The following is a 14,605-nucleotide window of genomic DNA, read 5'->3' as shown; positions in this document are numbered from 1 at the left end:
ACAGGACGCAGGAGTATAAATAATGAAAACCGCTTACATCGCAAAACAACGCCAGATCAGTTTCGTAAAATCCCATTTTTCCCGCCAGCTGGAAGAGAAGCTTGGCCTTATTGAAGTTCAGGCGCCGATTCTTAGCCGCGTGGGTGACGGGACGCAGGATAACCTCTCTGGATGCGAAAAAGCGGTACAGGTAAAAGTGAAAACGCTGCCAGACGCTCAGTTCGAAGTGGTTCATTCCCTGGCGAAGTGGAAGCGTCAAACCCTGGGACAACACGACTTCAGCGCGGGCGAAGGGCTCTACACGCATATGAAAGCCCTTCGTCCCGACGAAGACCGCCTTTCTCCGATTCATTCCGTTTACGTTGACCAGTGGGACTGGGAGCGCGTAATGGGGGATGGTGAACGCCATGTCGGTACGCTGAAATCCACCGTTGAGGCGATCTACGCCGGGATCAAAGCAACCGAAGCGGCCGTGAGCAAAGAGTTTGGTCTGGCACCGTTCCTGCCGGATACGATCCACTTTGTCCACAGCCAGGAGCTGCTGAGCCGCTTCCCGGATCTCGATGCTAAAGGTCGCGAGCGTGCGATCGCTAAAGAATTAGGTGCAGTATTCCTGATCGGTATCGGCGGCAAACTGTCTGATGGCAAACGCCACGACGTTCGCGCACCGGATTATGATGACTGGAGTACGGCGGGTGAGGGCGAATTTGCCGGGCTGAACGGCGATATTCTGGTGTGGAACCCGGTACTGGAAGACGCATTCGAGATTTCATCTATGGGGATCCGCGTGGATGCCGACGCGCTGAAGCGCCAGCTGGCGGTCACCGGTGATGAAGATCGTCTCAAACTCGAGTGGCACCAGGCGCTGCTGCGCGGTGAAATGCCTCAGACGATCGGCGGCGGTATCGGCCAGTCCCGTCTGACCATGCTGCTGCTGCAGTTACCCCATATCGGTCAGGTTCAGTGTGGCGTCTGGCCGCAGCAGGTACGTGAAATCGTCGGTTCTCTTCTGTAATTAACGCTGCCAGCGTCTGAGCAGGCGGCTACGCAACCCGGTATCAAAGCGCCAGATATGATCGAAGATGCGCATGATGCCGGGTTTTCCATGAGCGGACATCGCCACCGCATGAAAACGGTGCTGGTGCACCCGCTGTAATTCCTTCACCTTATTCACCACGTCATCCGGCAGCCGCTGGGCAATAAAATCGGAAATCACCACCGCGTCAGCGTCGTACCAGTCGCCGCCCTGCATACGCTCCACAATACTGCGGAAGCAGCTGGCCAGATCCGTGCCGCCGCGAAAGCGCTGGCTCAGAAAGCGGATTGCCTGCTCGATCCCCTGCTGGTTCGTCAGCTCATAGCCCACCACCTCGCTGGAGAAGAGCATGATGAAGCAGCGACGGCGATCGGCCAGCGCCACGCGCATCAGTGCCAGACAGAACGCCTTCGCGCACTGCTCGTTAAACCCGCCCATCGAACCGGACGTATCCACGCAAACAATGAATGGCCCGCGCGGCTGTTCATCAAAATCCTGATGGACGACCGGCCGTTGGCTGACTTTCTCGCGCCAGGCTTCACCGTGCAGTCGGTAGGTGAGAAGCTGTTTTTCAACCAGCCGACGATAAAACTCATACTCCAGCTCGGTCATCCCCAGCGTGCTTAGCTCGGTCGGCAGCAGGCGTAAGATGTCGTCGCTCTGCTGGAGCCCGTCGACCTGCTCAGGCACGGTAGCCGGTTCGCGCACCAGGGTGCGGAAGGTTTCCATCGGGGCATCTTTCTTTGGGACCGATTTTGCCTCCCTTGAGCGCCCCAGCTGTTCTGCAAGCTTCATCAGCTCGGGCTGCTGCGTTAGAAAGTCGCCGTACTTCACGATCAGCTGGTAGTCACCGCGCTTCAGCTGCCCGGCGCTCATGTCCCACAGACGTCCGGCGGCGTTTTCATTTTCTACCAGCACCTCTTCAAGCTGGCCGCTCAGCGTCATACGTTCCTGAACTTCGCTGAGCAGCTGTTCACGCTCTTCATCCAGCAGCTGCTGGTTCAGCGTTGTGGCCTGAACCACCAGGCTGAGGCGCCAGCGCTGTAAGAAGAGGGTATGCAGTGCGGGTGTAAAGGTGGCGTTATCCGTGACCAGCGCCCGGGCCTGGCTGGCAAACGGAGAGTGGACGTTATCGAGCAACGTCAGGGTTTGCGGGAGCTGGACGATAAACTGCGACGTGGAGAGCCGCTGGCACTGCTGATAGCAGGCCACCTCTTCCGTTAACTCAGGCGGAACTTCGGTCTCCCTGAACCGCTGACGCAAATTTTCCCGCCAGCGAGGCAGATCGTCCGTCATCGCCTTTTTTAGCTTCGGAAATTTTTCAAAAAACGCCGCCAGCTGCGGCGACGCCAGAAGGGTAATGACCACTTCTTCGATCAACCCCTCCTCGCTGACGGCCAGCATGACGTTAAGCGTATCGAGCGTTAGCATTGACGCGCCTGTTTGATCTGCGCGCTGACGTCCTGCAGGCTGGCTTCGATGCGACCTAACCAGTCGCTATGAATAAAGAGGCATTTTTGCTGCTCGCTAAAGCGGGTGTGCTGCTGATGCCATTCGGTATCCAGCGCTTCCAGCTGCTGCTTGATCTCTTCCGGCACGCTATCCGAAGCGGTTCCCGGCAGCGCAAGACGCGATCCCTGGAGGCTGACGTCACGGATCACCAGGTGCTGGCTACTGTCCACTTCCATATTCAGCGGCTGCGCGAAACCAATGCCGTTGAGTTTTCCTCGGATCTCTCCGCCCTTATCCAGCCACTGCGCCAGCGCCTCGCGCTCAATCGTAATGTGCACCACCTGCATATCATGCAGTTTAAGCGGTTGCTGGAGCAGCAGCGTTAGCGTTGTGCCGGTCAGATCCGCGGGAAGCTCGTAGTGCGGTTTGCGGGCGAACATACCCCCAAGGCGATTCACTTTCAGCGCGGTTTTATCACTTTGCTGCTGCTGGAGCTGGATGCGCCGCTGGGCAATCGCTCCCAGCTGGTTGAGCATTGCCTGCTGTCCCCAGGCGTGTCCGGTCATCAAAACGTCAAGCTGCTGCTGCATCAGATTCATGCCTTCTGCATCGTGCCAGAGGCAGTCTTTCAGCAGGATCAGATCGATTGGCGCGACGGCATCACGCCCGCTGAACAGGGCGCTCGCCTGCAGCAGGCGGATCGCTTTTTTCCACCGGCGATCGGAGACATAGGGCGCTGAAGGGATGAGATCAAGCTGCTGGCGCAGCAGATAGATCAGCTCGAAGACGGCGTCAGGCAGTTTGATTTTGCCGATATCCTGCTGCCACTGGTGATACTCCTCATCCGTCACCTGCAGCGAAGCGGATACCGGGTTTTCACTTTCATCCTGCTGGCTGACCAGCATGGAGCGGAAGTTGGACTTATCCTGCACTTTGTCCAGCCACAGACGGATAAGCATACGGTCATACAGCGCTTCCAGACTGCTGTCGGCTTCAGGCAGTTCGTTAGAGGCGGCCACCAGCAGGCGCATCGGGATTTTCTCTTCACTGGCACCGTTACGGAATCGACGTTCGTTTATCGCCGTGAGGAGGGTGTTAAGAATAGCCGGCCCCGCTTTCCAGATCTCATCGAGAAAAACAATCTCAGCCTCCGGAAGATACCCTTCTGTCAGGCGCTGATAGCGCCCCTCATCTTTCAATGCCTGAATGGAGAGCGGACCAAAAACTTCTTCTGGGGTGGAAAACCGGGTCATGAGATATTCGAAGGCGCGGGCGTTCTGAAAAGCAAATTTTAGCCTGCGGGCAATCAGGCTTTTGGCAATGCCCGGCGGTCCCAGCAAAAACACGCTCTCACCGCTCAGCGCCGCCAGTAAGCAGAGGCGGATGGCGTGGCTACGCTCGAAAAGGCCTTTCTCCAGCGCGCTGCTGAGGCGGGAAATTCTTTCTGCTAATAAATGTGAGTGAGCCATAATAGTTTTGCATCCTTTCGCCGTCGTGGCGGCCAATTGAAGCGAGTATAGACGTTTCAGTCAGGGCTGGTAATAGACTGAAGTGCGGCGCAATTTTCTTTGAGCTACATTAATGCGGTTGCATTTAGGGGTACGATTTTGCAATGAATCGTGCATACTGTGCGCTTTTTGTGGGCCAAGGGACCGGGAACACATTTGTTATTTAAACGAAAAGACTAGTCTATGAGCACTGATAATAAGCAATCATTACCCGCAATAACGCTTGCGGCGATCGGGGTTGTCTACGGTGATATCGGCACCAGCCCGCTTTATACGCTTCGTGAATGTCTGTCCGGCCAGTTTGGTTTTGGTGTTGAACGCGATGCCGTGTTTGGCTTCCTGTCCCTCATTTTCTGGCTGCTGATCCTGGTGGTTTCCGTTAAATATCTCTCCTTCGTTATGCGTGCTGATAACGCAGGTGAAGGTGGGATCCTGACCCTGATGTCTCTTGCCGGACGTAATACCTCGGCCAGGATGACCTCTGTACTGGTCATTATCGGCCTGATTGGCGGCAGTTTCTTCTACGGGGAAGTGGTGATAACGCCGGCTATCTCGGTGCTGTCGGCGATTGAGGGGCTGGAGATTATCGCTCCGCAGCTTGATTCATGGGTGGTTCCGCTGGCCATTATTGTCCTGACGCTGCTGTTCATGATCCAGAAGCACGGTACAGGGCTGGTGGGCAAACTGTTCGCGCCGATTATGCTGGCCTGGTTCCTGATCCTGGCGGCGCTTGGTTTACGCAGCATTATCGCGAATCCGGAAGTGCTGCATGCGCTGAACCCTTACTGGGCGGTGCATTTCTTCCTCGAATACAAAGTGGTTTCCTTCGTGGCGCTGGGGGCGGTTGTGCTCTCCATCACCGGTGTGGAAGCGCTGTATGCTGACATGGGCCACTTCGGGAAACTGCCTATCCGCGTGGCATGGTTTATTGTGGTACTGCCGTCGCTGGTGCTGAACTACTTCGGTCAGGGCGCGCTGTTGCTTAAAAACCCGGAAGCGATCAAGAACCCGTTCTTCCTGCTGGCGCCTGACTGGGCGTTGGTGCCGATGCTTATCCTGGCGACGCTGGCGACCGTCATTGCCTCCCAGGCGGTGATTTCCGGAGTGTTTTCTCTGACGCGCCAGGCCGTGCGTCTGGGATATCTCTCGCCAATGCGCATCATCCATACCTCAGAGATGGAGTCGGGCCAAATCTACATCCCGTTCGTTAACTGGCTCCTCTATTTCGCTGTTGTTATTGTTATCGTCAGCTTCGAGCACTCCAGTAACCTGGCTGCAGCGTACGGTATTGCGGTAACCGGTACGATGGTGCTGACATCGCTGCTCTCCACCACGGTAGCGTACCGAAACTGGCACTGGAATAAATTCCTCGTGGCGATGATTCTGGTGGGCTTCCTGTGCATTGACGTGCCGCTGTTCTCCGCGAACCTCGACAAGATTGTCTCCGGCGGCTGGCTGCCGCTGACGCTGGGTCTGGTGATGTTCATCGTCATGACCACCTGGAAAAGCGAGCGTTTCCGCCTGCTGCGCCGCATGCACGAGCACGGCAATTCTCTTGAGGCGATGATCGCTTCTCTGGAGAAATCCCCGCCGGTCCGCGTGCCGGGCACGGCGGTGTATATGTCTCGTGCTCTGAACGTCATCCCGTTCGCGCTGATGCATAATCTCAAGCACAACAAAGTGTTGCACGAGCGCGTGATCCTGCTGACGCTGCGCACCGAAGATGCGCCTTACGTTCACAACGTGCGTCGCGTGCAGATTGAGCAACTGTCTCCGACCTTCTGGCGCGTGGTGGCAAGCTACGGCTGGCGCGAAACGCCAAACGTGGAAGAGGTGTTCCACCGCTGCGGCCTGGAAGGGCTGAGCTGCCGGATGATGGAGACGTCGTTCTTTATGTCGCACGAGTCGCTGATCATCGGCAAGCGACCGTGGTATCTGCGTCTGCGCGGAAAGCTGTACCTCATCCTGCAGCGTAACGCCCTGCGCGCGCCTGACCAGTTTGAGATCCCGCCTAACCGCGTGATTGAGCTGGGAACGCAGGTCGAGATCTAATCCCTTCTGAAAATGCCGGGTGGCGCTTCGCTTACCCGGCCTACCAAACCCCTCGCCAACCCACAATAATTGTCTCTGCATTTCACTTAGCGAAACGTTTCGACGTCGATCACAAATCTGTTACGTCATGATGGTTTTCTGAACATTCTTGAGATTAAACTGACGTCAGCGAAACGTTTCGCTAGTGGAGCAAGAAAATGAAGAAAGGCACGGTACTCAACTCAGAAATCTCATCGGTTATTTCCCGTCTTGGGCATACCGATACGCTGGTGGTTTGCGATGCAGGCTTACCGGTTCCGCGCAGCACAACCCGTATCGATATGGCGTTAACGCAGGGTGTACCCTCGTTTATGCAGGTACTGGAAGTCGTGACGGCGGAGATGCAGGTTGAGGCAGCCATTCTCGCGGCGGAAATCAAACAACATAATCCGCAACTCCACGAAACGTTGCTCAGCCATATTGAGCAACTGCAACAACACCAGGGAAACACCATAGAAATTCGTTACACGACGCACGAACAGTTCAAACAACAAACCGCAGACAGTCAGGCGGTGATTCGCAGCGGGGAGTGTTCCCCGTATGCGAATATCATTCTCTGTGCTGGCGTCACCTTCTGAGGCCATCATGGACGCATTACTGCAACTCAAAGGGATCGATAAGTCGTTCCCGGGCGTAAAAGCCCTCTCCGGCGCGGCGCTGAACGTCTACCCCGGGCGCGTGATGGCGCTGGTGGGCGAAAACGGTGCCGGCAAATCCACCATGATGAAAGTGCTGACCGGTATCTATCAACGCGATGCCGGTTCACTCGTCTGGCTGGGGAAAGAGACCACCTTCAATGGCCCAAAATCCTCTCAGGAAGCGGGCATCGGTATTATTCACCAGGAGCTGAACCTGATCCCGCAGCTCACCATTGCTGAAAACATCTTCCTCGGCCGCGAGTTTGTTAACCGGTTCGGCAAAATCGACTGGAAAACCATGTACGCCGAAGCGGACAAGCTGCTGGCGAAGCTGAACCTGCGCTTTAAGAGCGACCGCCTGGTCGGCGATCTCTCTATTGGCGATCAGCAGATGGTGGAAATTGCCAAGGTGCTGAGCTTTGAGTCGAAGGTCATCATTATGGATGAACCCACCGACGCTCTGACCGACACCGAAACCGAATCCCTGTTCCGCGTGATCCGCGAGCTGAAGTCGCAGGGGCGCGGGATTGTCTATATCTCTCACCGCATGAAAGAGATCTTCGAAATCTGCGATGACGTCACCGTCTTCCGCGACGGGCAGTTTATTGCCGAGCGCGAAGTCGCCACGCTGACCGAAGATACGCTCATCGAAATGATGGTGGGACGCAAGCTCGAAGATCAGTATCCGCATCTGGATAAAGCGCCGGGTGAGATCCGCCTGAAGGTGGACAACCTCTGCGGCCCTGGCGTGAACGACGTGACCTTTACCCTGCGCCAGGGCGAGATCCTGGGCGTGGCTGGCCTGATGGGTGCCGGGCGTACCGAGCTGGTGAAAGTGTTGTACGGCGCACTGCCGCGCACCAGCGGTTATGTCACCCTAGACGGTCATGAAGTGGTCACCCGCTCTCCGCAGGATGGCCTGGCGAACGGCATCGTCTATATCTCTGAAGACCGCAAACGCGACGGCCTGGTGCTGGGGATGTCGGTTAAAGAGAACATGTCCCTGACCGCGCTGCGCTATTTCAGCCATAGCGGCGGTAGCCTGAAGCATAAAGATGAGCAGCAGGCGGTGAGCGATTTTATCCGCCTCTTTAACGTCAAAACCCCGTCGATGGAGCAGGCGATTGGCCTGTTGTCCGGCGGTAATCAGCAAAAAGTGGCGATTGCGCGCGGGCTGATGACGCGCCCGAAAGTGTTGATCCTCGACGAGCCAACCCGCGGCGTGGACGTGGGCGCGAAGAAAGAGATCTATCAGCTGATTAACCAGTTCAAGGCCGACGGTCTGAGCATCATTCTGGTCTCTTCCGAGATGCCAGAAGTATTAGGCATGAGCGATCGCATTATCGTCATGCATGAAGGGCATCTCGGCGGTGAATTCACTCGCGAGCAGGCCACCCAGGAAGTTCTGATGGCTGCCGCTGTGGGCAAGCTTAATCGCGTGAATCAGGAGTAAGAAGATGACTACCCAGGCTGTTTCTGGTCGCCGCTATTTCACAAAGGCATGGCTGATGGAACAAAAATCGCTGATTGCCCTGCTGGTGCTGATCGCGATTGTATCGACCATGAGCCCGAACTTTTTCACCGTTAATAACCTGTTCAACATTCTGCAGCAAACATCGGTGAACGCCATTATGGCGGTCGGCATGACGCTGGTGATTTTGACCTCAGGTATCGATCTGTCCGTCGGTTCCCTGCTGGCGCTCACCGGCGCGATCGCCGCTTCGATTGTCGGCATTGAAGTCAACGCGCTGGTGGCCGTGGCCGCGGCCCTGGCGGCAGGCGCGGCGATTGGTGCCGTAACCGGCGTGATTGTAGCAAAAGGCCGCGTTCAGGCGTTTATCGCTACGCTGGTGATGATGCTGCTGCTGCGCGGTGTGACCATGGTGTACACCAACGGCAGCCCGGTCAATACCGGCTTTACCGATAACGCCGATCTGTTTGGCTGGTTCGGTATTGGTCGCCCGCTGGGTGTTCCGACCCCGGTCTGGATCATGGCTATCGTCTTCCTGGCGGCGTGGTACATGCTGCACCACACCCGTCTGGGTCGTTATATCTACGCGCTGGGCGGTAACGAAGCGGCAACGCGCCTGTCCGGTATCAGCGTTAATAAAGTCAAAATTATCGTTTACTCCCTGTGCGGTCTGCTGGCATCGCTGGCAGGTATCATCGAAGTGGCGCGCCTCTCCTCCGCGCAGCCAACGGCAGGGACGGGTTATGAGCTGGATGCTATCGCGGCAGTGGTTCTGGGCGGTACGAGTCTTGCGGGCGGTAAAGGTCGCATTGTTGGGACATTGATCGGCGCACTGATTCTCGGTTTCCTGAATAATGGTTTGAATTTGTTAGGTGTTTCCTCCTATTACCAGATGATCGTTAAGGCAGTGGTGATTTTGCTGGCGGTACTGGTAGACAACAAAAAACAGTAACTGACGACACTACAGGACATCTTAGATATGAACATGAAAAAACTGGCTACCCTGGTTTCTGCTGTCGCGCTGAGCGCAACCGTAAGTGCTAACGCCATGGCGAAAGACACCATCGCGCTGGTTGTCTCTACCCTGAACAACCCGTTCTTCGTCTCCCTGAAGGACGGTGCGCAGAAAGAAGCGGACAAACTTGGCTACAACCTAGTGGTGCTGGATTCACAGAACAACCCGGCGAAAGAGCTGGCTAACGTTCAGGACTTAACCGTTCGCGGCACCAAAATTCTGCTGATCAACCCAACCGATTCTGATGCCGTCGGTAACGCCGTTAAAATGGCAAACCAGGCGAAAATTCCGGTGATCACTCTGGACCGCCAGGCAACGAAAGGCGAAGTTGTTAGCCACATTGCGTCTGATAACGTGCTGGGCGGTAAAATCGCCGGTGATTACATCGCGAAGAAAGCCGGCGAAGGCGCGAAAGTTATCGAACTGCAGGGGATTGCCGGTACGTCTGCAGCCCGCGAGCGTGGTGAAGGCTTCCAGCAGGCAGTGGCTGCACACAAATTCAACGTGCTGGCCAGCCAGCCGGCAGACTTCGACCGCACTAAAGGTCTGAACGTTATGCAGAACCTGCTGACCGCGCATCCTGACGTGCAGGCCGTGTTCGCACAGAACGACGAAATGGCGCTCGGCGCGCTGCGTGCCCTGCAGACCGCAGGTAAATCTGATGTGATGGTTGTCGGATTTGACGGCACGCCGGATGGTGAAAAAGCAGTAAACGATGGCAAACTGGCTGCGACCATCGCTCAGCTGCCTGAGCAGATTGGCGCCACTGGCGTTGAAACTGCCGACAAAGTGCTGAAGGGCGAAAAAGTTCAGGCCAAATACCCAGTTGACCTGAAGCTGGTCATCAAGCAGTAAAAGGCGAATCAGGCAGTCGCTGGCTGCCTGAGGGACACCAATAAAGAAAAGTGTGGCATACGCCGCCGGGTAACACCGGTGGCGCTCTCAGATGGACAACCCAACCATGAAAACCGCAGGCAACCTCGTCGTCCTTGGCAGTATCAATGCCGATCACATTCTTAACCTTGAATCGTTCCCTGCACCGGGCGAAACCGTCACGGGTAACCAGTATCAGGTGGCATTTGGCGGTAAAGGCGCCAACCAGGCCGTCGCTGCCGGACGTAGCGGGGCGAATATTGCGTTTATCGCCTGCACGGGTGATGACGATACCGGTGAGCGAGTACGCAAACAGCTGGCGAGCGACAACATTGATATCGCACCGGTCAGCGTGGTTGCAGGGGAATCAACCGGCGTGGCGCTGATTTTCGTCAATGCTGAAGGTGAGAATGTCATCGGTATTCATGCGGGTGCTAACGCTGCGCTGACGACGGAGCGCGTAGAAGCGCAACGTGCCATCATCGCCGGAGCGGAAGCCCTGCTCATGCAGCTGGAGTCACCGGTTGAAAGCGTGCTGGCCGCCGCGAAAATTGCGCATGAAAATCATACCACTGTCGTACTTAACCCGGCCCCAGCCCGTGTATTATCAGACGAGCTGCTGGCGCTGGTGGATATCATTACGCCGAACGAAACCGAAGCCGAAAAGCTGACGGGCATTCGCGTAGAAAATGATGACGATGCCGCGCGAGCCGCGCGTGCACTGCATGATAAGGGCATCGGCACCGTGATTATCACCCTTGGTAGCCGTGGAGTGTGGGCAAGCGTCAATGGCGAAGGCCGTCGCGTGCCGGGCTTTAAGGTCAAAGCGATTGATACCATCGCAGCGGGAGATACCTTTAACGGTGCACTTGTCACCGCGCTGCTGGAAGGCAAGAGAATGGATGACGCTATTCGCTTCGCACACGCTGCTGCCGCGATTGCGGTGACGCGTAAAGGCGCCCAGCCTTCCGTTCCGTGGCGTAAAGAGATCGATGAATTCTTAAGTCAGCAGGGGTAACGCTTGGCCACAATGAAAGATGTCGCCCGCATGGCGGGCGTTTCTACCTCGACGGTCTCCCACGTTATAAACAACGATCGCTTCGTCAGCGAGGCGATTCGGGAGAAAGTTGAAGCTGCGGTAAAAGAACTCAACTATGCGCCGTCTGCGCTGGCGCGCAGCCTTAAGCTCAACCAGACGCGCACCATCGGTATGCTGATCACCGCCAGTACCAACCCCTTTTATTCAGAACTGGTTCGCGGCGTGGAGCGCAGCTGCTTCGAGCGTGGCTACAGCCTGGTGCTGTGCAATACCGAGGGCGACGAGCAGCGCATGAATCGTAACCTGGAAACGCTGATGCAAAAACGCGTCGACGGACTATTGCTGCTCTGCACCGAAACGCACCAGCCCTCGAAAGAGATCATCCAGCGCTATCCTTCGATTCCCACCGTGATGATGGACTGGGCGCCGTTCGACGGAACCAGCGATCTCATTCAGGATAACTCCCTGCTGGGCGGTGATATGGCGACTCAGCACCTGATTGATAAAGGACACACTCGCATTGCCTGTATTACGGGGCCGCTGGATAAAACTCCGGCGCGTTTGCGTCTGGAAGGGTATCTCTCCGCCATGGAACGAGCGGGGCTTGCCATTCCTGATGGCTATCGAATCACCGGTGATTTTGAATTTAACGGCGGTTTCGAGGCGATGCAGAAACTGCTGGCGCTAAAGCCGCGTCCGCAGGCGGTGTTTATTGGTAACGACGCGATGGCGTTTGGTGCCTACCAGGCGTTGTATCAGGCGGGGCTACGCGTGCCTGATGATATGGCGGTCATTGGCTATGACGATATCGAACTGGCCAGCTACATGACGCCGCCGTTGACCACGATCCATCAGCCAAAAGATGAACTGGGCGAGCTGGCCATCGATGTGTTGATTCACCGTATGGCGCAGCCCACGCTGCAACAGCAACGCCTGCAGCTTACTCCTGTTCTGATGGAACGCGGTTCGGTTTAGCTTTCTCTTTGTGACGCTCTTTAATCAGGTTTCGGCCATCTTTCGGTTTTAACAGCATAAAGACCAGCGCCGATACCACGGTAAGTGCGCCCATGGTGATAAAGGTATAGTGGAACTGCTCAACGGTATTTGCGCTGTCAAAACCTTCATAAAACCGCAGCACCGCTGCACTCACGGCAACCCCTAAACTGATCGACAGCTGTTGCGTTACCGCCAGCACGCTGTTGCCGCTGCTGGCGTTCTCGTCAGTCAGGTCGGCGAGGGTGATGGTGTTCATCGACGTGAACTGCGTCGACATCGCCATGCCCAACACAAACAGCGGCAGGATCAGCATCCAGACGGGTAACGCGGCGGATTGCAGCGAGAACTGCGCAATCATCAGACCGATAAAGACCGTCACGCCAACCAGCGTCTTACGATAGCCAAACCAGCGCAGCACCTGTGTCACGGTTGATTTTGCCAGAATTGAGCCCATTGCCGTGGGCGCCATCATGCAGCCAGCAATCAGGGCCGGGTAGCCGAAACCCACCTGCAGCATCAATGGCATGAGGAACGGTACGCAACCCGTCCCCAGACGAGACGCAATGTTTCCTGCAATCCCAACGGAAAACGTTCGGGTGTTAAAGAGCCCCAGGGAAATTAACGGCGTCGGGTGACGGCGCGCGTGACGTATATAAAGAAGGAATAACAGAATACCGCAGAGGATAACGGAGAGCGCTAACCACGTCGCGACGATCTTCTCGCCAAACAGCTCCATTCCGCTGGAGAATAACACCAGGCTCAGGCCAAACAGGAAAAAGCCTCCCATGTCGAAGCTGCGCCTTGGCGTGGTGAAGTTCGGCATATATTTGCGGGCATACAGCAGCCCCGCAACGCCAATTGGAATATTAATCAGGAAGATCCAGTGCCAGCTTGCCCAGGTGACAAATACGCCACCGAGTACCGGGCCAAGAATCGGGCCGACCAGGCCCGGCATGGTGACGAAGTTGAGCACGGGAAGCAGTTCGCTCCTGGGGTAGGCTCGCAGCAAGGCAAGACGCGCCACCGGCATCATCATCGCGCCGCCAATGCCCTGCAATACGCGGAAGATAACCAGCTCCGTTAAGGATGAGGAGAGCGCACAGGCCAGTGAACCGAGCGTAAAGAGCGTTACGGCCAGCATGAAAACTCTGCGGGTGCCAAAGCGGTCGGCCAGCCAGCCGCTGACCGGAATTAACATTGCGACCGTCAGGGTGTAGCTGATGATGGCGGACTGCATCGCCAGCGGGGAGCGGTTAAGGCTTTGCGCAATAGCGGGAAGCGCTGTGTTGAGGATGGTGGCATCCAGTGCCTGCATAAAAAACGCCATGGCTGCAATCCACGGCAATCCGGCCATGCTGCGCGCTTTTTTCGTTGTCATTTATTTACCTGCTGGTGGGTTGGCGCGGCCAGCAGTGCCTGGCACGCACTCAGGGCTCGCTGCCCGTCGCTTTCCTGGATGGCATCTACTATCGCCTGGTGCAAATCCAGTTTTACCACTTCGTTTTGTGTAATAGAGGTAAAGTAGGTGTGATACACCGAATGAAATAAAGAGGCAAAAGAGGTGAGAAACGGATTGGCGCTCATCATATAGATGTGTTCATGCCAGGCCATATCAACCTCAACCCAGCGTTCGCGGTTGAAGTGCTTTTTCAGGAACACCATCTCTTCCATCAGCGCGTTAAGCTGTGCTTTCTGCTCTGAAGTTCCTAGCGTGGCGGCAAGCAGACATGCCTGAGGTTCAAGGCTGCTGCGCATCACCAGAAAGTGATCGACGACCTGGTGAAAGTTATCTTCCGTCATCCACCAGGAGAGCAGCTCCTGATCGAGAAAATTCCAGTTACTCTGTGGCATCACGCGTGTGCCAATGCGAGGGCGTGGAAGCACCATGCCTTTTGCCGTCAGGGTTTTCACCGCTTCGCGAACGGCGGTACGGCTCACCCCAAACTGCTCACCCAGCTCCATCTCACCCGGCAGGATGCTGCCCGGGGCATATTTACCCGCTAAAATCCGCTGAGCCAGCTTTTCTGCCAGCACGTACGACAGGTTTTTTTGGGCGGCCAGCTGTTGTGCGCTTAATGGCATCGCTTTTATTCCTTAAAGATTCATGCTGATAATTATGCCACCTCGAATGTGATTGTGGTTGCAGATACATCAAATAGAACAATTTGTAGCTTGATTTCACCGCTACTGGTGAAAAAAAACACGGATAGAAACTTTTTTTAAATTTCCTCTTGTCACGCCGGAATAACTCCCTATAATGCGCCTCCACTGACACGGAACAACGGCACACACGCCGCCGGGTCAGCAGAGAAAAGCGAAAATAAACGCTTGACTCTGAAGCGGGAAAGCGTAATATGCACACCCCGCGCCGCAGCGAAAACGAAGCGGCACTGCTCTTTAACAATTTATCAGACAATCTGTGTGGGCACTCAAAGTGACATGGATTCTTAATGTCTTCGGACAATAAATGAATACCAAGTCTCTGA

Annotated in this window: 12 protein-coding genes; 8 read left to right on the top strand and 4 right to left on the bottom strand. The window is 55.9% G+C overall.

All coding sequences use genetic code 11. The features are described from left to right. Positions 1-22: 22 nt before the first annotated feature. Complete coding sequence (gene asnA, locus ACMWLG_RS10235; protein ID WP_045400471.1) at positions 23-1,015, top strand: aspartate--ammonia ligase; 993 nt, start codon at positions 23-25, stop codon at positions 1,013-1,015. Here asnA and viaA read toward each other — a convergent pair whose 3' ends face one another. Both viaA and ravA read right to left on the bottom strand, forming a co-directional pair. Then, a complete protein-coding gene (gene viaA / locus ACMWLG_RS10230) occupies positions 1,016-2,467 on the bottom strand; it encodes an ATPase RavA stimulator ViaA (RefSeq protein WP_045400472.1) in 1,452 nt (483 codons plus the stop codon). Next, positions 2,461-3,957, bottom strand: a complete 1,497-nt coding sequence (ravA, locus tag ACMWLG_RS10225; protein WP_029741900.1) for an ATPase RavA — start codon at positions 3,955-3,957, stop codon at positions 2,461-2,463. The genes viaA and ravA overlap by 7 nt, the downstream gene beginning before the upstream one ends. A 222-nt stretch (positions 3,958-4,179) precedes the next feature. Here ravA and kup point away from each other — a divergent pair, with 222 nt between their 5' ends. The 7 genes from kup (at position 4,180) to rbsR (ending at position 12,098) form a co-directional block, all read left to right on the top strand. Then, positions 4,180-6,048, top strand: a complete 1,869-nt coding sequence (kup, locus tag ACMWLG_RS10220; RefSeq protein WP_023309781.1) for a low affinity potassium transporter Kup — start codon at positions 4,180-4,182, stop codon at positions 6,046-6,048. Between the two features lie 197 nt (positions 6,049-6,245). Beyond that, positions 6,246-6,665 carry a D-ribose pyranase gene (gene rbsD / locus ACMWLG_RS10215; RefSeq protein ID WP_003862392.1) on the top strand — a complete coding sequence of 140 codons (420 nt, stop codon included), beginning with the start codon at positions 6,246-6,248 and terminating at the stop codon, positions 6,663-6,665. 7 nt (positions 6,666-6,672) lie between these two features. Continuing rightward, the gene (gene rbsA / locus ACMWLG_RS10210) at positions 6,673-8,178 is read left to right on the top strand and encodes a ribose ABC transporter ATP-binding protein RbsA (protein ID WP_045400473.1); all 1,506 of its coding nucleotides are present in this window, start codon (positions 6,673-6,675) and stop codon (positions 8,176-8,178) included. A gap of 4 nt (positions 8,179-8,182) precedes the next feature. Then, positions 8,183-9,148 (top strand): ribose ABC transporter permease, encoded by a 966-nt coding sequence (gene rbsC, locus ACMWLG_RS10205; protein ID WP_006808742.1) that lies wholly within the window; start codon positions 8,183-8,185, stop codon positions 9,146-9,148. A 27-nt stretch (positions 9,149-9,175) separates the two neighbouring features. Beyond that, a complete protein-coding gene (rbsB, locus tag ACMWLG_RS10200; RefSeq protein WP_010426610.1) occupies positions 9,176-10,066 on the top strand; it encodes a ribose ABC transporter substrate-binding protein RbsB in 891 nt (296 codons plus the stop codon). A gap of 106 nt (positions 10,067-10,172) precedes the next feature. Continuing rightward, positions 10,173-11,102, top strand: coding sequence for a ribokinase (rbsK, locus tag ACMWLG_RS10195; protein WP_032662107.1), 930 nt, complete (start codon positions 10,173-10,175; stop codon positions 11,100-11,102). A 3-nt stretch (positions 11,103-11,105) separates the two neighbouring features. Then, positions 11,106-12,098 (top strand): ribose operon transcriptional repressor RbsR, encoded by a 993-nt coding sequence (gene rbsR / locus ACMWLG_RS10190; protein ID WP_072162366.1) that lies wholly within the window; start codon positions 11,106-11,108, stop codon positions 12,096-12,098. Here rbsR and mdtD read toward each other — a convergent pair. Then, positions 12,064-13,497 (bottom strand): multidrug transporter subunit MdtD, encoded by a 1,434-nt coding sequence (mdtD, locus tag ACMWLG_RS10185; protein WP_039263279.1) that lies wholly within the window; start codon positions 13,495-13,497, stop codon positions 12,064-12,066. The two genes, rbsR and mdtD, sit on opposite strands and share 35 nt — an antisense overlap. Next, positions 13,494-14,201: a FadR/GntR family transcriptional regulator gene (locus ACMWLG_RS10180; protein ID WP_045400474.1), complete on the bottom strand. Its 708-nt coding sequence runs from the start codon at positions 14,199-14,201 to the stop codon at positions 13,494-13,496. The genes mdtD and ACMWLG_RS10180 overlap by 4 nt, the downstream gene beginning before the upstream one ends. Positions 14,202-14,605 lie beyond the last annotated feature (404 nt).

Source organism: Enterobacter sp. 01-M-02-SI-ECC, from assembly GCF_047530595.1.
Taxonomy (GTDB): domain Bacteria; phylum Pseudomonadota; class Gammaproteobacteria; order Enterobacterales; family Enterobacteriaceae; genus Enterobacter; species Enterobacter cloacae_M.
Note: the sequence above shows the minus strand (reverse complement) of the source record. Positions and strands in the feature narration are given on the sequence as shown.